Origin of the sequence: Georgenia faecalis, assembly GCF_003710105.1 — a bacterium.
In the GTDB taxonomy this organism is placed as follows: domain Bacteria; phylum Actinomycetota; class Actinomycetes; order Actinomycetales; family Actinomycetaceae; genus Georgenia_A; species Georgenia_A faecalis.
Genome location: NZ_CP033325.1, coordinates 3,247,368 through 3,267,754, shown reverse-complemented (window position 1 = coordinate 3,267,754; position 20,387 = coordinate 3,247,368). Strand labels below are relative to the sequence as shown.

The following is a 20,387-nucleotide window of genomic DNA, read 5'->3' as shown; positions in this document are numbered from 1 at the left end:
GTGCCACAGGAACGGGGAACGATGAGCACACCGGGTATGCCCGCCATGGCGCCCACGTCCGAGACCATCGAGGCGCACGACACCCATCGTGCTGCCGAGCTGCTCGGGCGCGTCACCGCCATCTTCGGTCAGCGGGTGGTCGGTCAGCACGCCCTGCGCACCGCGCTCGTCTCCACCCTCCTCGCCGGCGGGCACGTCCTGCTCGAGTCCGTCCCGGGCCTGGCGAAGACGACGGCGGCCCAGACGCTCGCGTCGGCGGTCTCGGGCAGCTTCCACCGCATCCAGTGCACGCCGGACCTCATGCCGAACGACATCGTCGGCACGCAGATCTTCAACTACGGCACCGGCACGTTCACCACCCAGCTCGGCCCGGTCCACGCCAACCTCGTCCTCCTCGACGAGATCAACCGGTCCAGCGCCAAGACGCAGTCCGCGATGCTCGAGGCGATGCAGGAGAAGCAGACCTCGATCGGCGGGGAGGTCTACCCGCTGCCGAAGCCGTTCATGGTGCTCGCCACGCAGAACCCCATCGAGGAGGAGGGCACCTACGTCCTTCCCGAGGCGCAGATGGACCGGTTCCTCATCAAGGAGGTCCTCACCTACCCGACGCCGAACGAGGAGCTCGACATCCTCGAGCGGATCAACTCCGGCTCGCTCGAGGCGCCGCTCAGCACGGCGCCCGTGAGCCTGGAGGACGTCGTCTACCTCCAGCGCCTCGTCCAGCAGGTCTACGTCGACGTGGCGATCAAGCAGTACGTCGTCGCCATCATCAACACCACCCGCGGGGGTGGCCCCCGGCCGTTGCCCGGGTTCTCCCAGCACGTGCGGGTGGGCGCCAGCCCCCGTGGCGCGATCGCGCTCATGCGGGTGGCCCAGGCGCACGCCCTCCAGCAGGGCCGCACCTACGTCGTGCCCGACGACGTCAAGGCCCTGCGCCACTCGGTTCTGCGCCACCGCCTGGTCCGCACCTACGACGCCCTGGCGAACAACGTCGCCCCCGAGGCGCTCATCGACGCCGTGTTCGCCGCCGTCCCGGCCCCCTAGGTCTCGCCCGTGTCGACCGCCTCCCGCCTGGACAAGGTCCGCGCGCGCCTGGATCTGCCCCGGGTGCGGCGGGCCTCCGGCCTGCTCGACGGGCGGCACCGCTCCATCTACACCGGGCACGGCCAGGACTTCGACGACATGGTCGAGTACCACCCGGGCGACGACGTCGGCGACATCGACTGGAAGTCGTCGGCGCGCGCCGGGCACCCGATCATCCGGCGGTTCGTCCGCGAGTCGAACCTGTCGATGGTCCTCGCCGTCGACACCGGCCGGAACATGGCGGCGACGGCGCCCAGCGGGGAGCGCAAGGCGGAGGTCGCCCTCTTCGCGGCCGACGTCGTCGCCTACCTCGCCCGCAGCCGCGGGGACCTCGTCGCGCTGGTGGCGGGGGACGAGCAGCGGCTCACGCAGGTCCCGGCGCGCGGCGGCACCGGCCACCTCGAGCTCCTCCTGCGGCTCCTCGAGCGTGACCTGCGCCTCGACGCCCCCGCGTCGGACCTCGGGCGCGTGCTCGACCGGACCTTCTCGTGGCTGGGGCGGCGCTCGCTCATCGTCGTCATCACCGACGAGGCGCGGCCGGGGCCGGAGCACGAGGACACCCTGCGGCGGCTGCGCACGCGGCACGAGGTCATGGTCATCGCGGTCGCGGACGCCACCGCGGCCGACGGCGGACCGGGCGCCGTGGCGGACGTCGACGGCGGCCCCGCCCTCCCGGCGTTCGTGCGCGCGGACCGCCGGCTGGCGGCCGAGGCGCGGGCGGCCGTCGACCGGCGGCGCAGCGAGGTGCGGGCCATGCTCCGCCGACGCGGCATCGAGCACGTCGTCGCCGGCAGCTCCGACGAGGTCGTCGACGCCCTCATCGACGTGTTCCGGAGGCAGCGCCGTGCCCGTGGCTGACCTCATCGGCCCCCAGGCGTACGCCTGGTGGGTCCCCGCCCTCGGTGCCGCCCTGCTGCTCGCGGTGGCGGGCTGGTACACGTGGGTGCTCCTCAGCACCCGCCGCGACCGGGTCGCCGAAGCGCCCGTCATGGGCCTGGACCGGCGCGCGACCTACGCCCAGGCGGTGGCGACGACCTTGCAGCGGTACCGCGCCGAGGAGCTCGACCTGCGCGCCCTGCACCTGGAGCTCGCGCGGACGATGCGCGCCTTCGCCTCGGAGCGCATCGGCCGTGACGTGAGCTCGTGGACCCGCGCCGACGTCGCGACCTTCGACCCCACCCGGCAGATCGGCGAGCTGCTCGCCGTGTGGGAGGAGCCGTCGTTCGCGCGGCGCAGCGACGCCGAGGCCGAGGAGGCCGCGGCGCGGGCGGGGGAGGTGATCCGCTCATGGTGATCACGGACATCGTCGTCGAGCGGCCGTGGCTGGTGCCGGTCGTCCTCGGGCTCGTCCTCGTGGCCGCCGTCGCCGGGTGGTTCCTGCGCCGGCCGCGCCGCCGGAGCGACGCGGTCCGGTGGATCGCCAACAGCCGCTACCTCGCGTCCCTGCCCGCCTACGCCGCCCGCATGCGGGTGCTGCGCGCCGGCCTGGGGGTGATGGGCGTGCTGCTCGCCGTCACCGCCCTGGGCTCGGCCCTCCTCCTCGCCCGCCCCATCGAGCGGCAGGTGCGCGACGAGGTGCTCGCCACCCGGGACATCGTGCTGTGCCTCGACGTGTCCGGGTCGATGATCGAGTTCGACACCGAGATCGTCGAGAAGTTCTCGGAGATGGTCGAGGGCTTCGACGGCGAGCGCATCGCGCTGTCGGTGTGGAACTCCACGTCCCGCACCGTCTTCCCGCTCACCGACGACTACGACCTGGTCCGCGACGAGCTCGACGCGGCGGCGGAGGCCCTCGACGTCGACCTCGACGCCGTGCTGTACGACCCGGACGACCTGGCGGAGCTCGAGGAGTTCATCGCGGGCACGGTCTCGCTCGACCAGGAGGCGTCGTCCCTCGTCGGCGACGGCCTGGCCACGTGCGCCCTGGCCTTCGACGAGACGGCCACGGACCGGTCGCGCTCGATCATCATGGCCACCGACAACGTGGTGCTCGGCACGCCCATCTACGAGCTCGAGGAGGCGGCGACCCTGGCGGCGGAGCGCGACGTGCGCCTGTACGGCCTCTTCGCCGCGGACCCCGAGTTCTACTCGGCGGCCAACGAGGAGTCCTACCGGACCGCCGTCACCGAGCGCGGCGGGCTCTTCTACCAGGCGGACGACCCCGAGGCGGTGGAAGCGATCATCGAGGACGTCGACTCGCAGCAGGCGGTCGAGCTCGACGCCGACCCCGAGGTCGTCATCACCGACCGTCCCGAGGACATCCTCTGGCTGGCGGTCGTCGGGGTGGCCGGCCTGCTCCTGCTCGGCTGGAGGTTGCGGACGTGATCCTTCGTCTCGCGTGGCCGTTGTGGGCCATCGTCGCCGTCCTCGGCGCCCTGCTCGTCCTCAGCGTCGTCCTCGCCCTGCGCACGCGCGGCGCGACGTGGTGGCGCCGGGCGGGCATGGTCGTGTGCCTCGCCGTCATCGCGCTCGCGCCGGCCGTCCCGGCCAGCACGACGACGGTGCGGTCCAACGCCGAGCTGTACTTCGTCGTCGACCGGACGGGGTCCATGGCCGCGGAGGACTACGACGACGGCCGGCCCCGGCTCGACGGCGTGCGGAACGACATCACGGCGCTCGTCGACGCGATGCCGGGTGCCCGGTACTCCGTCATCGCCTTCGACAGCCAGGCCACCCGCCAGCTCCCGCTGACGACGGACTCCCGCGCCGTCGACACGTGGGCCGACACCCTCGTCCAGGAGATCACCGTCTACTCGGCCGGCTCCCTCATCGACCGCCCGCTCGAGGCGCTGACGACGACGCTCGAGGGCGCCGCGGAGCGCAACCCCGAGAACGTCCGGATCGTCTTCTTCCTCTCCGACGGCGAGAACACCGACGGTGACGCCGCCTCGGAGGACGCCGAGCTCGCCTCGTTCGCCGGCCTCGCCCCGCTGGTCGACGGCGGCGCGGTCCTCGGCTACGGCACGGCGGAGGGCGGGCAGATGCGCACGTACGACGGCACGCCCCAAACCGGGCCCGGCACGGACGCGCCGTGGATCCTCGACGAGAGCCAGCCCGGTTCGCCGCCCGCCCTCTCCCGCATCGACGAGACGAGCCTGCGGCGGGTCGCCGAGCAGCTCGAGGTCGACTACGTGCACCGCACGGCGCCCACGGACGTGTCCTCGCTCGTCGCCGGGCTCGACGTCGAGGACATCGCGGCCGACGGGCGGCGGGACGTGACGGTCTACGCCGACGTCTGGTGGCCCGCCGCGATCGTCCTCGCCCTGCTCCTCGTGTGGGAGGCCTTCGCCCTCGTGCGGGCGGTCCCCCGGAACGAGCCGCCCGTCCGCGACGCGGTCCCGCCCGCTGCCGGTCCGCCCGCGCCGTCGGTGCCCGTCCCGGACGGCGTGCCCGCCGCGCCCGTCCCGGGTGGCGCGCCGCCCGTCGCGGCGGTCGCACCGCCCACGCCCCTCACCCGGGCGGGCCGATGAGCGCCCCCGGCTCGACCCGGCGCTCGCCGGGGCGCGGCGCCGACCCGGCGGCTGCCCCGGCGACGGACCCGCGCGTGGCCCCCGCCGGCCCCGCGGGGGTCCCCGAGCGCCTGCAGCGCCGGCGCCGGCTCCTCGCCTGGTCCGCACCCGTCGTCCTCGTGCTGGTGCTCCTCGGCTCGCTCCTCGTCGGCGTGTGGCTGGGCAACCTGCTCGGCGCGCGCGACTACGAGGGCGAGCGGTACGCCGACGCCGCCGAGCAGTACGGCGCTCAGGAGCGGTGGACCCGTGCGGTCGGCCCGTGGGGTGGCATCGAGGCGTGGAAGTCCTGGTTCAACGCCGGGACGGCGACGTACCAGGCGGGTGAGCACTTCGGTGCGGTGGAGGATCTGCGGCGCGCGCTCGAGGAGGTGCCCGAGGCGCCCGAGATGCCGGACGCGCCCGGCCAGAAGGATCCCGCCAGCGCGGAGTGCACGGTCCGCACCAACCTCTCCCTCTCCCTCGAGGCGATGGGCGACGACGCCGTGGCCGCCGCCGACGACCCCATGGCGGCGTCGTACTTCGCCGAGGCGCAGGAGATCCTCGCGCCCTGCGTCTCCTCCGAGGAGAACAGCTCCTCCAGTGAGCGGCAGCAGGACAAGCAGGACGAGGCGGAGCAGGAGGAGCCGAGCCCGCCGTCGGGCGACCCCACGGACGACCCGACGGACGAGCCGACGGATCAGCCGACGGACCAGCCGACGGACCAGCCCACCGATCAGCCGACGGACCAGCCGAGCACCGAGCCGACCCCGGAGCCCACGCAGCCCCCCGACCCGCGCCAGGAGGAGCTCGAGGAGCGCAACCGGGAGGCGGAGCGGGAGCGCCAGGAGCAGCAGCAGCAGCAGGGCGGAGGGTTCGGTGGCGGCCAGAACTGGTAGGCACCCCGTCCGGCCGGTGATGCTGCGCGGGGTGCCGGTCGGCGGCGGCCCCGCGAAGGTCGCCGCCTCGCTCACCTCGGCCGCGAGCGCCGAGCTCGTCGCCGAGGCGGGGCGCCTCGTCGCCGCCCCGGTCGACGTGGCCGAGTGGCGGGTGGACCACTTCGCCCAGGTGGCGGACCGGGCGGCCGTCCTCGAGGCCCTCGCCGCGGTGCGGGAGGCGCTCGGGGACGTCCCGCTGGTCGCCACCGTCCGCGGCGCCGCGGAGGGCGGGAACGTCGAGCTGGGGGACGACGCCTGGGCGTCGCTCGCCGCGGACCTGGTGACGTCGGGCCACGTCGACGCCCTCGACGTCGAGGTGGCGCGCCCGTCCGCCGTGGTCGCCGCCGCGGTGGCGTCCGCGCGGGCCGCCGGCGTCGCCGTCCTCGCCTCGAGCCACGACCTCACGGGCACGCCGCCGGCTGAGGAGATCCTCGCCCGCCTCGAACGGATGGTCGCCCTCGGCGCCGACCTCGCCAAGGTGGCGGTGACGGCGCACCGCCCGGCCGACGTCCTCGCGCTGCTCGCCGCGACGGCGGGCGCGGCCGAGCGGCTCGACCGGCCGGTCATCACCATGGCCATGGGCCCGCTCGGCGTCGTCACCCGGATCGGCGGCGAGGCCTTCGGCTCGTCCCTCACCTTCGGCGCCCTCGACCGGGCGTCGGCGCCCGGCCAGGTCCCCGTCGCGGAGCTGCGCGCCGCCGTCGACCTCATCCACCGCCAGCTCACCGAGGAGGGACCGCGATGAAGCGTGCCGAGGACTTCACCGTCTACGAGGCCATCAACCCGGCGACGCCGGGGCCCGAGCTCCTGGCGATGGCCGAGCGGCGCCCGGACCTGCGCTCGTTCGTCGCGGGGAACCCGGCCGCACCCGCGGAGGCGCTCGCGCTCCTCGCCAAGGTCGACGACGTCGCCGTCACCGCGGCGCTCGCCCGGCGCGCCGGCGCGGGCGCGGAGCCCCCGTTCACCGACCCCGCGCCGCAGGGCTACGCGCCGCCGGCCGGCCCGCCGGGCTACGCCCCGCCGAACCCCAGCGGCTACGCCCCGCCGGCCGGCCCACAGGGCTACGCCCCGCCGGGCCCGGGCGGGTACGCCCCACCGAGCGCCGGCGGCTACGCCCCGCCGAGCCTCGGGACGCGGCCGGGCAGCCCCTCCGGATCCCCGGCCGCGCAGCCGGGCGAGCAGGTCCAATGGCCGCCCCAGCTCTCACCGTGGCGGCGCCGCATCTCCGGCAAGGCGGCCGCGGTCATCGGGCTGGTGCTGGCTCTGCTCGTCCTGGGGGCCATCGTCGTGGCAGCCGCTCTCGCCGGCGCCGCCGACGGCGGCTCCGAGGCGGACCGGTACGGGGACGACCCCGAGCTCGACCAGCTGTGGGACGCCTGCGAGCGGGGCGACGGGGCCGCCTGCGACGACCTCTTCTGGCAGTCCCCGTGGGACTCGGAGTACGAGGAGTTCGGCAACACCTGTGGGAACCGGTTCCCCGACGGCGCGGTCGTGTGCGAGCAGGAGCTGCGCAAGTCCGGCGACGGCTGAGGGCTCAGCCGAGGATCGCCGCGAGGATCGGCCGGTCCGGGTCGAGCCACGGCAGGGCGGGCCAGTCCTCGGCGTCCACCCAGCGCAGCTCGTCGTGGTCGAGGAGCGGGCGGGGCTCGCCCGAGGCGACCGTGGCCAGCCACACCCGCATCGTCCGTCCCTCGAGCACCGGCCAGTCGCCGTCGGCGGGACCGGCGACGACGGCGCCGAGCCGGACGGTGATCCCCAGCTCCTCGGCTAGCTCGCGGTGCAGGGCGTCCTCCGCGCGCTCGCCCGGCTCGACCTTCCCGCCGGGCAGCTCCCAGCGGCCCGCGAGCGCGGGCGGCGCCGACCGGCGGGCGGCGAGGACGCGGCGGGGGGCGGTGGCGTCGTCGACGACCGCGGCGGCCGCGACCAGCCGGCGGGGCGCGTCAGCCATCGGCGAGGCGGGCGGGGAACCCGCCCGTGGCGACGGGTCCCCAGGTGTCGATCGTCATCCGGATGAGGGACTTGCCCTGTTCCTGCATGGCCTCGCGGTACTCGTCCCAGTCCGGGTGCTCGCCGGAGATCGCGCGGTAGTAGTCGACGAGCGGCTCGAGCGCGTCGGGCAGGTCGAGGACGCTCGCCGTGCCGTCGAGCTGGATCCACGGGCCGTCGAAGTCGTCGGAGAGGATGCACGCGGAGACGGCCGGGTCGCGGCGCAGGTTCCGGGCCTTGGCGCGGTCGGGGTACGTGGACACGACGAGCCGGCCCTCGCCGTCGAGGCCGCAGGTGACGGGGGAGAGCTGGACCCCGCCGTTGCGCCGGCGGGTGAGGAGGACGGCGTGGTGGCGGGCGCGGACGAACTCCTCCATCTGCGCCCGGTCGACGTCCTGGGCGGTGGCGATCCGGCGGACCATGGGGTGCCTCCTCAGCGGTGCTCCCCGGCGCGCGGTGCGCCGGTGCCCTCCGACGCGTCGCTCACCGGCTCGAGCGTCACGTCGATGGTCAGCGTAGAGCCCTCGCCGGGGGTGAAGACGACGCCCCGCAGCGGCGAGACGTCACGGGCGTCGCGCCCCCACGCGAGCACGACGTAGCCGTCGTCGGCGAACTGCTCGTGCGCGGGGTCGATGTGGAGCCAGCCCGCCCCGGGCAGCCACACCGCCGTCCACGCGTGCGTCGCGTCCGCGCCGGCCGCGCCGGCCGCTCCGGGGGCGCCGCGAGGGCCCTGCCCACCGGTCCGCTCGTCACCGGACGAGGGCCGGCGGTAGCCGCTGACGTACCGGGCGGCGAGGCCCATGGCCCGCAGGCACGCGCACATGAGGTGGGCGAGCTCCGGGGCGCCCACGCCCCGCCCGGCTGGTAACGCGGGGAGCGCCGGCAGCCCGGGTAGCGCCAGGGCGCCCGGCGGCGTGGGCGCGCTGGCGTCGGAGCGTAGGCGCGCGGCGAGGTCCGCGAGGACGGTGACCAGCGGCAGCCCCGGGGGGAACGAGGGGAGCGCGTACGCGAGCACGCCGCCGCCGCCGGGGTCCGCCTGGGCCGACGGCAGGGACGCGTCGACGACGCCGAGCATCGCCGCGGCGCCCTCGCCGTGCGGGCCCTGCCCGGTGGCGCGCATCGTCCGCACGGCGGCGGCGACGCGCTCCCAGGCCAGCTGGGGGACGCGCTCGACCTGGAGGGGGCGGCGGGTCACCGACACAACCGACTCGGCGCGCACCTCCAGGACGGTGTGGGGGGCGGTGATGTGGAAGTAGGTCGCGCGGTTCCCCGCGACGTCCAGGTGCTCCGCGCGGTCCGCCGCGCCGGGCACGACGTGCAGGACCGAGTGGTGCACGTTCTGGCCGGCCCCGTCGCGGGGCAGGAGGAGCGCCCGGCCGTAGGAGGACGTCACCGGCTCGGGGTAGGTCGACGTCGCCCGGTGGACCACGCGGTAGCGGCGCTGGCCGGGGGTCATGCCCAGGCCTCCGCGGACCACCGGGCACTGCGCGGGCTGGCGAGGTGGACGGCCCGGACCTCCGCCTCCAGGGCGCGCAGCCGCCACGCCATGGCCTCGAGAGACTCCGCCAGGTGGGTCCGGGCGCCGCCGGCGTCCTCGGCGAGCGCCGTCGTCGGGAGCTCGGTGAGGAGGTCGACGACGTCGACGAGGAGCTGGTCGCGGGACCGCGCCCCGCCGTTCGCCCCGGGCAGGTCGGCGAGGAGCTCGGCGAGCCGGGCGAGCTGGAACGCCAGCCCGTGCGGGTTGGTGGTGTCGTGGAGGAGCAGCGCGAGCGTGCCCGGCAGCGGCGGGCGGGAGGCGTAGCGGCGGCGGTGGGTGAGCACCGACTCGTGCGCCATGAGGACCGACTCCAGGACGAGGGCCTCCACCGCCACCGGGCGCCGGGTGGTCACCGTGGGGCCCAGGGTGACGACGAGGGCGTGGGCCCGCTCGACGCGGCGCCCCACCTCGAGGAAGGACCAGCCCACGTCGTGGACCATCGACTCCGCGTACACGCCGCCCAGCGCCAGCAGGCCCTCGAGGAGCCGCCCGAGCGTGGGGACCAGGCCGAGCCCGGCGTCGCCGTCGTCACGGCGCCGCTCGCGCTGGAGCGTCCGCTCGAGGGAGGACAGGGCGAGCCAGGTGTCGGGCGAGAGGTGGTCGCGGGCTGAGGCGGCCGCCCGGCTCATCCGGCCGACCGCGTGGGCGATGGTGCCCCGGGTGCCCGCCTCGGTGATGAGCTGGGACAGCGGCAGGTCCGCCGTCACCTCGCGCAACGCCCCGTGGAGCACGTCGAGGGCCTGCGCGCCGACGTCGGCGCCGCCCTCGCCCGCGTCGTCCTCCCGGCGGTGGACGACCGCGCGCAGCAGGCGCACCGTCCCCTCCGCCCGCTCGGTCCACCGGCCGAGCTCGAGCAGGTCACCGGCGGCCCGGGGCGAGATGCCGGTGGGCTCGGCGGGGCGGCGCAGCACCGGCTCGGGGCGCCCGGACGGGGTGGCCCGCAACGGCTCGGTCGCGAGGATCCACACGTCCTTGGCGATGTCGGTCCGGCGCGCGGACGGCCCCGGGGCGACGACGGTGCCCAGTGCGCCCGGCATCACCTGGTAGCCGTCGGCGGAGGCCACGGCGAACGTGCGCAGCACGGTGGGCCGGGCGGCGAGCCCGGTGGCGTGGACCGTCGGCGTGGTCGACGCCTCCACCGGCTCCTGGCCCACCCACGCCCAGGGCTGCGCGGCGATCTGGACGGCGAGGTCGGCGCGCTGGTCGTTGGTCAGCTCCCACCCGCGCACCGCGGACCCGTGCCGGTGGGGCGATGTGGGCTTGATGACGAGCCGGCCGAGGTTGGCGATGACGTGGGAGCACATCGACCGCTCGCCGCACCAGTAGGTGACGGCGGACCCGAGCGCGAGGTCCTCGCCCCGCAGCGCGCGGCTCAGGCGGGGGAGGTAGGTGAGCAGCGCGGGGTTCTCCAGGACGCCGCTGCCCAGCGGGTTGACGATCGTCACCGCGCCCGTGCGGGCGGCGTGGAGGAGGCCGGGCGTGCCGCGCCCCCCGTGCAGCTCCAGCGGGTCGCAGTCCTCGGCGTCCACCCGGCGCAGGAGGACGTCGACGGCCTGGCGCTGGCCGAGCCCGCGGGCCCACACGCGCCCGTCCTCGACGAGGAGGTCCTCGGGCTGGACGAGTGGGATGCCGAGCATCGAGGCGAGGTAGCCCTCGTCGAACGCAGCGGGGGAGGTCGGGCCGGCGGTGAGGAGGGCGATGCGGGGGTCGTCGTCGCTGCCGGACGGGGCGACGGCGCGCAGGTGCTCGAGCATGTCGCGGAAGAACGGCCCGATGCGACGGATCCGCAACCCGCGGTACAGGCCCGCGAGCACCTGGGCGAGGGCGCGGCGTCCCTCCATGGCGTACCCCATGCCCACCGGCGCCTGGGACCGCACGGACATCACGGCCCAGGAGCCGTCGGCGTTGCGGGCGAGGTCCGCGCCCGTGCAGAAGAGCTGGTGGCGGCCCGGCACGCGGATGCCGTCCGCGGCGCGGACGAACCCGCGGTGGCTGAGGACGAGCTCGGGGGGCAGCAGCCCGGCGGTGAGCAGGCGGCGCGGGCCGTACAGGTCGGTGAGGATCTCGTCGAGCAGCTCGCTCCGCTGGCGGATGGCCCCCTCGAGCTGGGTCCACTCGGCCTCGTCGAGGAGCACGGGTAGCGGGTCGAGCGCCCAGCCGCCGTCGGGGACCCCGTGGTCCGCGAGCAGGGTGGCGACCTCCTCGGCGTGCGCGGTGAGCTGCTGCCCGCTGCCCAGGCGGGCCCCCGCGGCCAGGCGCTCCCACGCGACCCGGGCGGCGCCGGTGGCCTGGAGCATCTCGTCGTGCCCGGGCCCGGCCGCCGAGTACGTCGCGAGGAGGTCGGTCACGCCGCGCCTCCCCACTCTCGCCGCCGGTCGATCAATGAATGGTCAAGTCGGGTCCGGCGTGCCGTGCGTCACTTTACGCCACCTTTGCGTGAGCGTCGGGGCCCCGTCGGGCGCGTCGTTCACGGCAGGCGACGGTCGCCGGGCCGCTGCACCCGCAGCCACCGGTGGCCGTAGCCGTCGAGCGGGAGCCCCACCTGCGACTCGCTGACGGCGAACGTCGCGTCCCCGAGGAGGTCGGCGAGGACGGTGCCCTCCTCCTCGTCGACCCCGAGCCGCACGGTGGCGGGCTCCGGGGCGAGGTTGTGGAGGAGGATCACGCTCGCCTCGCCCCACGTGCACCGGTGGGCGAGGACCGAGGGGACGTCGTGCTCGAGGACCTCGTAGGTGCCCCACCCCAGCTCCGGGCACTCGCGGTAGCGCTGCGCCAGCTCGGTGACGTGGTGGAGGAGCGAGTCCGGGTCGCGACGCGCGGCGGCGACGTTGACGTGCTCGGGCCCGTACGCGCCGGTGACCACCTGCGCCGTGAGGTCGTCGGCGTCGGCCGTGGAGAACCCGCCGTTGGGACCGTCCGTCCACTGCATGGGGGAGCGCACCGCGAGACGTCCGGCCGCCTCGAGGTTCTCGCCCATGCCGATCTCCTCCCCGTAGAACAGCACCGGGGTCCCCGGCAGGGCGAAGAGCAGGCTGTAGACCATCTTGAGGCGGCGCGGGTCGCCGTCGAGCATGGGTGGCAGCCGGCGACGCAGCCCGCGCCCGAAGAGCTGCATGTCGGGGTCGGGGCCGAACGCGGCGAAGACCTCCTCGCGCTCGTCGTCGGAGAGCTGGTCGAGGGTGAGCTCGTCGTGGTTGCGCACGAAGACGGCGTACTGGGAGTCGGGCGAGACGTCCTCCGTGGGCCGGTCCCGCAGCGCCTGGGCCAGCGGCCCGGCGTCCTGGCGGGCGAGGGCGAGGTACATCGCCTGGTTGCCGACGAAGTCGAAGAGCATGGTGAGCTCGTCGCCCTCCTTCCCGCCGAAGTACGCGGGCTGCTTGGGGTAGGGGACGTTGACCTCGCCGAGGAGGATCGCCGAGCCGTTGCGGCGGGCGAGGAACGTGCGCAACGAGCGCAGGTACTCGTGCGGCTCGGCGAGCGCCCCCACCTCGACCCCGGTGCCGTCGTTGAGGAAGTACGGCACGGCGTCCACCCGGAACCCGTCGAACCCGAGCTGCAGCCAGAAGCCCATGGCCTTGGCGATGGCCTCCTGGACGCGCGGGTTGGCGACGTTGAGGTCGGGCTGGTGGGCGTAGAAGTGGTGGAGGTACCACTCGCCGGTCCGCTCGTCGAGCTCCCAGATGGAGTCCTCCTCGTCCGGGAAGACCACCTGGTCCGACGTGTCCGGCGGCGGGTCCGACCGCCACACGTAGTAGTCGCGGAACGGGTTGTCCACGCTCGAGCGGGCCTGCACGAACCAGGGGTGCTGGTCGGAGGTGTGGTTGACGATGAGGTCGGCGATGACCCGCAGGCCGCGGTCCTTGGCCGTGCGGACGAGCTCGACGACGTCGCCGAGGTTCCCCAGGCGCTCGTCCACCCCGTACGCGCCGGAGACGTCGTACCCGTCGTCGAGGTCGGGGGTGGGGTAGAAGGGCATGAGCCACAGGCAGGTGACGCCCAGCTGGGCGAGGTAGTCGACGCGCTGGGAGAGGCCGATGAAGTCGCCCACGCCGTCGCCGTCGGAGTCGAAGAACTTCTCCACGTCCAGGCAGTAGACGACGGCGTTCTTCCACCACAGGTCGGAGGTGTCGGTGATGCGCACGTCAGCTCCCCGCCAGCACCGGGAGCACGTGCTCACCGAAGGTCTCGAGGAACGGGCGCTGGGTGACGCCGACGTGGTGGAGGTAGACCTCGTCGAAACCGAGGCCGACGAGCTCGTGCAGCCAGGCGGTGTGGCGGGCGGGGTCGGCGGAGACGAGGACCGACTCGCGCACGTCCTCGGGCCGCACGGCCTCGGCGACCGCGTCGAAGTGGGCGGGCGTGGCCAGGTCGGCCATGACGGGGGACGGGAAGGTGTTCGTGCGCCACTGGTCGTGGGCGATCGCCAGGGCCTCCTCCTCGCTGGGGGCCCAGGACAGGTGCGCCTGGAGGATCGCCGGTCCTCGGCCACCCGCCTCCCGGTAGGCGGCGAGGACGTCGCGCAGGTGATCCGGGGCGGCGTTGATGGTGATGAGCCCGTCCGCCCACGCGGCGGACCGCCGGGCCGTCTCCACGCTCAGCGCCGGGGCGATGAGCGGGGGCGGGGTCTCGGGCCGGGTCCACAGCTGGGCCCGGTCCACGGTGACGAGGCCGTCGTGGCTCACCTGGTCGCCGTCGAGCAGGCGGCGGATGACCTCGACGCACTCCTCGAGGCGCTGCTGGCGGACCGCCTTGCGGGGCCAGGCGTCCCCGGTGACGTGCTCGTTGGCGTTCTCCCCGCTGCCCAGCGCCACCCAGAACCGGTCGGGGAACATGGCCGCGAGGGTCGCGGCGGCCTGCGCGACGACGACGGGGTGGTAGCGCTGGCCCGGGGCGTTGACGACGCCGAAGCGCAGCCCCGTGGTGGCCAGGGCGGCCCCGAGCCAGGACCAGGCGAAGCCGGACTGGCCCTGGCGCTCGGACCAGGGCTCGAGGTGGTCCGAGCACATCGCGGCCCCGAACCCGACCTCCTCGGCGAGCTGGACGTCGGCGAGGAGCTGCCGCGGGTGGATCTGTTCGTGCGAGGCGTGGAAACCGATGACCGTCATGGTCTCTTGTCTATCCGATCCGGCTCCCCGCGCGCCTCCCGGGACCGCCCGTGACCCCGCCGCGCCGGGCCGCCACGCCGCGCGGGAGAGGATGGGGGCATGGAGGCGGCATGGCAGGAGGTCGTGGCCCGGGTCCGCCCCGGCCCGGCGCTCCTCGACGCGACGACGGCGGAGCGCACGGTCTGGCTGGCGCTCGCCCTGGGCGCGGCCCTCGTCGTCGTCCCGGGTGTCTGGCGCCTCGTGCGGGTGGCGGTGACGGTCGTCCACGAGCTCGGCCACGCCGTCGTCGGGATGGCCGTGGGGCGCTCCTTCACCGGCCTCGTGCTCCGTCCGGACATGTCCGGGCACACGGTCACCGTCGGGCCGGCCCGCGGTCCCGGCCGCGTCGTGACGACGTGGGCAGGCTACCCGGCGCCGGCGCTCGTGGGGGCGGGCCTGCTCCACGCGGGCACGGCCGGGTGGGCGCCGCCGGTGCTGGCGGCGCTCCTCGTCCTGCTCGCCGTGGGGGCGCTGCGGGTCCGCTCGTTCTACACGGCACTCGTCGTGCTCGGGTGCCTGGCCGGCGCCGCCGTACTGTGGTGGGTGGGCTCGCCCACCCTGCAGGGCCTCGTCCTCGTGGCGGCGGGCGTCATGCTCGTCCTCGGGGCGTGGCGGCACCTGGGGGCCGTCCTCGGCTCGCCCGACCGGGGCTCCGACCCCGCGGTCCTCGCGCAGCTCACCCGGGTGCCGACGGCCGTGTGGACGACGACCTTCGTGCTCGCCCTCGGGGCGGCCAGCTGGGTCGCGGCCCGGGCCGTGCTTCCCTTGCTGGGCTGAGCGGTGGGCGTTGCCGTACCCGGGGAGGGCGTGGTTCACTCGAAATTTGAAGCATCAAGAACGGAGAACGTCATGGAGGAGCCCAGCGCCGGCGCGGAGCCGGCGGTGCGGTGGCTGGACGACGCCGAGATGGCGGCCTGGCTCAACCTCTCCGAGCTCATCACCACCCTGCCCGCCGCGCTCGACGCGCACATGCAGCGCGACGCCGGCATCACCTTCTACGAGTACATGACGATGGCGATGCTCTCGGAGCAGGCCGACCGGACGCTGCAGCTCAGCGTCCTCGCCCAGGCGACCAGCGGGTCGCTGTCGCGGCTCTCCCACGTCCTCACGCGGCTCGAGCGCCAGGGGTACGTCGAGCGCCACCGCTCGACGGAGAACGCCCGCGCGCGCAACGCGGTGCTCACCGATGCCGGGATGGCGAAGGTGGTGGCGACGGCCCCCTGCCACGTCGGACGCGTGCGCTCCCTGGTCTTCGACGCCCTGAGCGCCGAGGACGTCGTCGAGCTCGAGGCGGTGACGGAGCGCGTCCTCCAGCGCATCCGCCCGCCGGGGGTCACGCCCACGTACGGTCGCGGGCGTGGGATCTCCTAGCCGCGGGATTTCCTAGCGCTCGCCGTCAGGACGCCTCGGCGGCGCCCGTCAGCCACCGTCCGGCGGTGATCTGGCGCGCGTCGCCGGCCACGAGCGGTTCGGCGAGCGTCCGGCGCACTGCCTGCCCGGCGGCATGGACCTGGTCGGTCTGGTCGCTGCCGAGCGCCTCGACGACGGCGTCGAGGACCCGCACCTGGATCGCCTCCGCCTGCCGCAGGATCGCCTCCCCCTGCGAGGTGAGGCCGACGAGCGTGGGCGTGGCGCCGGGCCGGGTCTCGGCCGGGTGGTGCCGCCGGGCGAGGGATCCCCGCGCGACGAGGCCGTCGACCGTCGCCGCGGCGGCCGCGTCCGGCTGGCCCGTGCGGCGGGCGATCTCGCGGTGGTGGTGGGCGCCGTCGGCGACGGCGGCGAGCGTCTGGACCTCCCCCAGGCGCAGGCCGGTGAGCTGCTCGATGGTGCGGGAGACGGCGGTGTGCGGGGTGGTCAACGGCACTCCCTCGTCCACGACGTCGAGCACGCGGGTGAGGTGGGCGCTCGGCTGGGTGCGCTGGACGAGGGTTCGGGCCCGCCGCGTGGCGGCGGCGGCGAGCTCCGCGGCCGAAGGGCGTGGGGCGGCGTCATCGGCAGTGGTGCGCATAACGGGTGAACGACGCAGGCCCCGGCGGTGTTCCATGATCGACTCGCGGGCGCCCTGCTCGACGGGCGCGGACCGCTCCGGTGAGGTCCACTGGTGGGGCCAGTGCACCGGGGGAGGGCGCCATGAGCACCGACGACGACCGACGAGCAGCGATGCCACCACCCGAGCCGGCGCCGGGCGCTGCCGGCGGCGCCACGCCCGCGGGCGGGTACCCGGCGGGTGCCCCCACGAGCGGTGCCGCCACGAGCGGTGCCCCCACGAGCGGCGCCACGCCCACGAGCGGCGCCCCCACTGGCGGGTACGCCGGCGAGACTCCCGGTGGCGCGCCGGGGTACCCCACCCCGCACACCGGCGCCACCGCGGGACCCCACGGGACAACCGCCGGCCCCGGCCACCCCGGCCCGCCGCCCGCGGGTCCCCCGGGCGGCGGCCCGCCCCGTGAGGGGCGCGGCCGGCCGAGCTGGCCCGCCCTGGTGGGCACGGCGCTCGCGGCGGCGCTGCTCGCCTCCGTCGCGACGGTGGGCATCGCCGAGGTGCTCACGGATGACGACCCCGACCCGGTCGCGACGCGGGACGTCGACGACGACGGGAGCGCCGACCCCGTCATCACCTCGAGCGGCGAGGGCGCGGACTGGGCGAGCATCGCGGCCGCCGTCGGCCCCTCCACCGTCGCCATCGACGTGGAGACGGCGACGGGCGCCGGGTCGGGCTCGGGCGTCATCATCGACGACGAGGGCCACATCGTCTCCAACCACCACGTCGTCGGCAACGCCGTGGAGGGGGGCATCCTCGTGACGCTCGCCGACGGGCAGCTGGTCCCGGCGAGCATCGTGGGCACCGACGCGGCGACCGACCTCGCCGTCATCGCCCTGGACGAGGTGCCGGACGACCTCGCGTCCGCCGAGCTCGGCAACTCCGACGAGGTCTACGTCGGTGAGCCGGTCGCGGCCATCGGCAACCCGCTGGGGCTGAGCTTCACCGTGACGACGGGCATCGTCTCCGCCCTCGACCGCCCGGTGACCACGGTGGAGCAGGCGACCACGCCGGGCGCGCGGGCCACGGCCGTGACGACGAACGCGATCCAGGTGGACGCCGCGATCAACCCGGGCAACTCCGGCGGGCCGCTGTTCGACCCCAACGGGCGGGTCATCGGGATCAACAGCTCGATCGCCTCCCTGTCCAGCGGGTCCGGCGGCCAGGGCGGGAGCATCGGCCTCGGCTTCGCGATCCCCAGCAACCTCGTCCGGCTGGTCGCCGACCAGCTCATCGCCAACGGCGTCGCCGAGCACGCCTTCCTCGGTGTCTCGCTGGCGGACGCCGTCGTCGAGGTCGAGGGCCAGACCCGGTCCGGCGCCGAGATCCAGGCGGTCGAGCCCGGGACCCCGGCGGCGGAGGCGGGCCTGCGGCCCGGCGACGTCATCGTCTCCATCGACGACGACCCGGTGACCGGCGCGGAGTCGCTCACCGGGTTCGTCCGCCAGCACCCCAGCGGGGAGGACGTGACGCTCGGGGTGGTCCGCGACGGCGACGCCGCGGAGGTGGAGGTCACCCTGGCCACGCGCGAGGACGCGCGCTGAGCCGGCCGGCCGGGGGCGCTACCCGCGCCGCCGGACGAGCCGGATGATGTGCAGCGTGAGGTAGACGAGCTCGTCCTGGTTGAGCTCGGAGCCGAAGTGGCCCTCGAGGATGTCCCGCACGGCCAGGGCCGAGGCGAACTCGGCCGGGTAGCCGTCCTGGAGGTTGCGGGCCATCTCCGACAGCCCGTCCTCGAGGACCTCCCCCTCGCGCTGACGGACGAGCAGGTACCGCAGGTGCGTGACGAACCGGGACGCCTCCGGGGCGTCGACGTCGATGCCCACGCCGTGCCGGACGTCGAGCGCGGACATGACGTCCCGGATGAGGGTGGTGAGCTCCATGGTGCGGCCGACGTCGTCGTGCCCGAACTGGGCGTTGACGAGGTGGAGGGCGACGGGGATGGCCTCCACCGGCGGCAGGGCGACGCCGGTGCGCTCGGTGACGAGGGCGAGGGCCCGCCGGGCGAAGGCCACCTCGCGGGTGTACAGGCTCTCCACCTCCCACTGCAGCGGGTAGGTGATGGCCATCTGCTCGCGGGCCCGCCTCAGGGCGAAGCTGAGGTGGTCGGTGAAAGGAACGAGCATCCGGTCGGCGACGTCGCGGCCGAACTCGGCGGCGGCCGCGTCGACGATCTCCGTGGCCAGCTCGACGTCCTCGACGGGGAGCTGCGCGATGAGGGCGGCCAGCCGGTCGGGGGTCCCGGTGCCGGAGGTGAACGCGCGGCTGACGCGGGAGGGGTCGACGGCGTCCCCGGCCCGTGCGCCGAACCCGAGCCCGCGGCCCATGAGGACGCTCTCGCTGCCACCGGGGTCGGCCCCGAGGATGAAGTTGTTGTTGATGACCCTGACCACGGTCAGCACGGATCGCCTCGCCTTCTCGCCCCGTGAGGGGCTCGCGTGACCGTATCGCGCGTACCAGGGTGCGCGTTCCCGGCGGTGCGCGGGCCGCGCCCGCGCACCGCCGGGGAGCCCATCAGTCCTCGTGGCCGATGAGCTCGTCGATCTCGTTCTTGTACAGGACGGCCTTGCCGCCGTAGACGGCCTGGACGCCGCCCGAGACCTCGAACACCCCGGCCGCGCCGATGCGCTTGAGGGCGTCCTTGTCGACCTGCGTCGGGTCCTTGACGGAGACCCGCAGGCGGGTGATGCACGCGTCGATGTCCTCGACGTTCTCCGGGCCGCCGAGGGCGGCGAGGATCTGGGTGGCCTCCTCGCGCAGGGCCTGCTTGCCGCTCGACGCGGGGCGGGTCATCGTCGCGGTCGGGGCTGCGGGGGCCGCGGTCGCGGCGCCCGCCGTGCCCGCACCCGGTGCGCCGGCCGTCACCGGCTCGGCGCCGTCGTCCGTGGTGACCGAGGCGTCCGTGATCGCCGAGGCGTCGGCGGTGCCGTCGGTGCCGTCGGTCTCCTCGACCCGGCCGGGCGTGGGGACGTTGAACTTGCGGATGAAGAAGGAGAAGACGACGTAGTACAGGGCGAACCACACCAGGCCCACCGGCAGCACGAGCAGCCAGTTGGTCTGCTCGTTGCCCTGGAGGACGCCGAAGAGGGTGAAGTCGATGGCGCCGCCCGAGAAGGTGTTCCCGATCCGGATGTCGAGGAGGTCCGCGACGAGGAACGACAGGCCGTCGAGGAAGGCGTGCACGACGTAGAGCAGCGGCGCGACGAAGAGGAACATGAACTCGATGGGCTCGGTGATGCCCGTGATGAACGAGGTGAGCGCCACACCGGCGAAGAGGCCCGTGTACCGCGCGCGGCGGTCCTTGGGGACGGCGTGCCACATGGCGAGGCAGGCGGCGGGGAGGCCGAACATCATCGTGCCGAACCGGCCCGCGAAGTACTTCGTGCCCTCGGTGAACAGGCCCTGGTGGGCCGGGTCGGCGAGCTGGGCGAAGAAGATCGTCTGCGCACCGGCGACCTCGGCGCCGGCGACCATCTCGGTCCCGCCGAGCGGGGTGTACCAGAACAGCGGGTAGATCGTGTGGTGCAGGCCCAGGGCGCCGGACAGGCGCAGGAGGAAGCCGTAGAGGAAGGTGCCCAGCGGCCCGGCGGCGGCGATGCCGGTCCCCGCGCTCACCAGGCCCTCCTGGATCGGCGGCCAGACGAGGTAGAACGCCGCGCCCACGACGATGGCGGCGAGCGCCGTGACGATCGGGACGAAGCGGGAGCCGCCGAAGAACCCGAGGACCTGGGGGAGCTGGATGTTGTAGTAGCGGTTGTGCAGCCACACCGCGACGGCGCCGATGACGAGGGAGCCGATGACGCCCGTGTCGATGGCCTGACCCTCGGGGTTGAAGAAGGTGAGGAGCTGGGTGGTGGTGCCGGTCATCACGAGGTAGCCGACGACGCCGGCGAGGGCGGCGGTGCCCTTGTCCCGCTTCGCCAGGCCGATGCACAGGCCGATGGAGAGCAGGAGCGGGAGGTTGTTGAAGACCATCGACCCCGCGGCGCTCATCACCCCGAAGATCGCCTGGAGGATCCGGTGGTCGAGGACCGGGTACGCCGCGACGGTGTTGGGGTTGGACAGGGCGCCGCCGATGCCGAGGAGCAGGCCGGCGGCGGGGAGGATCGCGATCGGCAGCATGAACGCCTTGCCGATCTTCTGCAGCTGTTTGAACACGGGGGACTCCAGGGA

At 74.9% G+C, this 20,387-nt stretch carries 20 protein-coding genes and 1 pseudogene; 11 read left to right on the top strand and 10 right to left on the bottom strand.

Features of this window, described 5'->3' with window-relative positions; translation table 11 throughout:
* Positions 1–21 precede the first annotated feature (21 nt).
* The 8 genes from EBO36_RS14375 (at position 22) to EBO36_RS15930 (ending at position 7,036) form a co-directional block, all read left to right on the top strand.
* A complete protein-coding gene (locus tag EBO36_RS14375) occupies positions 22–1,044 on the top strand; it encodes an AAA family ATPase (RefSeq protein WP_122825214.1) in 1,023 nt (340 codons plus the stop codon).
* Positions 1,045–1,053: 9 nt separating this feature from the next.
* The gene (locus EBO36_RS14370) at positions 1,054–1,941 is read left to right on the top strand and encodes a DUF58 domain-containing protein (RefSeq protein WP_122825213.1); all 888 of its coding nucleotides are present in this window, start codon (positions 1,054–1,056) and stop codon (positions 1,939–1,941) included.
* Entirely contained in the window at positions 1,934–2,377 is a 444-nt protein-coding gene (locus EBO36_RS14365) for a hypothetical protein (protein WP_164471491.1), read from the top strand. The genes EBO36_RS14370 and EBO36_RS14365 overlap by 8 nt, the downstream gene beginning before the upstream one ends.
* Entirely contained in the window at positions 2,371–3,408 is a 1,038-nt protein-coding gene (locus tag EBO36_RS14360) for a vWA domain-containing protein (RefSeq protein ID WP_122825211.1), read from the top strand. Before EBO36_RS14365 ends, EBO36_RS14360 begins: the two co-directional genes overlap by 7 nt.
* Positions 3,405–4,553 (top strand): vWA domain-containing protein, encoded by a 1,149-nt coding sequence (locus EBO36_RS14355; RefSeq protein ID WP_122825210.1) that lies wholly within the window; start codon positions 3,405–3,407, stop codon positions 4,551–4,553. The genes EBO36_RS14360 and EBO36_RS14355 overlap by 4 nt, the downstream gene beginning before the upstream one ends.
* Before the next feature lie 74 nt (positions 4,554–4,627).
* Positions 4,628–5,467 carry a PT domain-containing protein gene (locus EBO36_RS16010; RefSeq protein WP_164471490.1) on the top strand — a complete coding sequence of 280 codons (840 nt, stop codon included), beginning with the start codon at positions 4,628–4,630 and terminating at the stop codon, positions 5,465–5,467.
* Between the two features lie 19 nt (positions 5,468–5,486).
* Positions 5,487–6,251, top strand: coding sequence for a type I 3-dehydroquinate dehydratase (aroD, locus tag EBO36_RS14345; RefSeq protein ID WP_244925431.1), 765 nt, complete (start codon positions 5,487–5,489; stop codon positions 6,249–6,251).
* Positions 6,248–7,036: a variant leucine-rich repeat-containing protein gene (locus tag EBO36_RS15930; RefSeq protein ID WP_122825207.1), complete on the top strand. Its 789-nt coding sequence runs from the start codon at positions 6,248–6,250 to the stop codon at positions 7,034–7,036. The genes aroD and EBO36_RS15930 overlap by 4 nt, the downstream gene beginning before the upstream one ends.
* Before the next feature lie 4 nt (positions 7,037–7,040).
* Here EBO36_RS15930 and EBO36_RS14335 read toward each other — a convergent pair whose 3' ends face one another.
* From EBO36_RS14335 to EBO36_RS14310, 6 genes are all read right to left on the bottom strand, one after another.
* Positions 7,041–7,454 (bottom strand): (deoxy)nucleoside triphosphate pyrophosphohydrolase, encoded by a 414-nt coding sequence (locus tag EBO36_RS14335; protein WP_122825206.1) that lies wholly within the window; start codon positions 7,452–7,454, stop codon positions 7,041–7,043.
* Complete coding sequence (locus EBO36_RS14330; RefSeq protein ID WP_122825205.1) at positions 7,447–7,914, bottom strand: PPOX class F420-dependent oxidoreductase; 468 nt, start codon at positions 7,912–7,914, stop codon at positions 7,447–7,449. Before EBO36_RS14330 ends, EBO36_RS14335 begins: the two co-directional genes overlap by 8 nt.
* 11 nt (positions 7,915–7,925) lie before the next feature.
* Positions 7,926–8,948 (bottom strand): transglutaminase family protein, encoded by a 1,023-nt coding sequence (locus tag EBO36_RS14325; protein WP_122825204.1) that lies wholly within the window; start codon positions 8,946–8,948, stop codon positions 7,926–7,928.
* Complete coding sequence (locus EBO36_RS14320; RefSeq protein ID WP_244925301.1) at positions 8,945–11,377, bottom strand: circularly permuted type 2 ATP-grasp protein; 2,433 nt, start codon at positions 11,375–11,377, stop codon at positions 8,945–8,947. Before EBO36_RS14320 ends, EBO36_RS14325 begins: the two co-directional genes overlap by 4 nt.
* Before the next feature lie 119 nt (positions 11,378–11,496).
* Complete coding sequence (locus EBO36_RS14315; RefSeq protein WP_122825203.1) at positions 11,497–13,170, bottom strand: alpha-amylase family protein; 1,674 nt, start codon at positions 13,168–13,170, stop codon at positions 11,497–11,499.
* Position 13,171: 1 nt separating this feature from the next.
* Positions 13,172–14,134, bottom strand: coding sequence for a TIGR03885 family FMN-dependent LLM class oxidoreductase (locus EBO36_RS14310; protein ID WP_122825202.1), 963 nt, complete (start codon positions 14,132–14,134; stop codon positions 13,172–13,174).
* A 99-nt stretch (positions 14,135–14,233) separates the two neighbouring features.
* Here EBO36_RS14310 and EBO36_RS14305 point away from each other — a divergent pair, with 99 nt between their 5' ends.
* A complete protein-coding gene (locus tag EBO36_RS14305; protein ID WP_122825201.1) occupies positions 14,234–14,950 on the top strand; it encodes a M50 family metallopeptidase in 717 nt (238 codons plus the stop codon).
* Positions 14,951–15,022: 72 nt separating this feature from the next.
* Positions 15,023–15,544, top strand: a complete 522-nt coding sequence (locus EBO36_RS14300; RefSeq protein WP_122825200.1) for a MarR family winged helix-turn-helix transcriptional regulator — start codon at positions 15,023–15,025, stop codon at positions 15,542–15,544.
* Positions 15,545–15,569: 25 nt separating this feature from the next.
* On the opposite strand, the gene EBO36_RS14295 is transcribed toward EBO36_RS14300, so the two are convergent.
* Positions 15,570–16,181: a MarR family winged helix-turn-helix transcriptional regulator gene (locus tag EBO36_RS14295; protein ID WP_122825199.1), complete on the bottom strand. Its 612-nt coding sequence runs from the start codon at positions 16,179–16,181 to the stop codon at positions 15,570–15,572.
* A 122-nt stretch (positions 16,182–16,303) separates the two neighbouring features.
* Here EBO36_RS14295 and EBO36_RS14290 point away from each other — a divergent pair, with 122 nt between their 5' ends.
* Positions 16,304–17,758, top strand: coding sequence for a S1C family serine protease (locus tag EBO36_RS14290; protein WP_244925300.1), 1,455 nt, complete (start codon positions 16,304–16,306; stop codon positions 17,756–17,758).
* Positions 17,759–17,776: 18 nt separating this feature from the next.
* Here the strand turns inward: EBO36_RS14290 and EBO36_RS14285 are convergent, their stop codons facing one another.
* The 3 genes and pseudogenes from EBO36_RS14285 to EBO36_RS14280 all read right to left on the bottom strand — a co-directional run.
* Positions 17,777–18,616, bottom strand: coding sequence for a PRD domain-containing protein (locus EBO36_RS14285; RefSeq protein ID WP_122825198.1), 840 nt, complete (start codon positions 18,614–18,616; stop codon positions 17,777–17,779).
* A gap of 112 nt (positions 18,617–18,728) precedes the next feature.
* Positions 18,729–19,007, bottom strand: coding sequence for a PTS sugar transporter subunit IIB (locus EBO36_RS16060; protein WP_465253905.1), 279 nt, complete (start codon positions 19,005–19,007; stop codon positions 18,729–18,731).
* Positions 19,008–19,150: 143 nt separating this feature from the next.
* A pseudogene (locus EBO36_RS14280) lies at positions 19,151–20,372 on the bottom strand (PTS transporter subunit EIIC); the annotation flags it as partial.
* Positions 20,373–20,387: the final 15 nt, after the last annotated feature.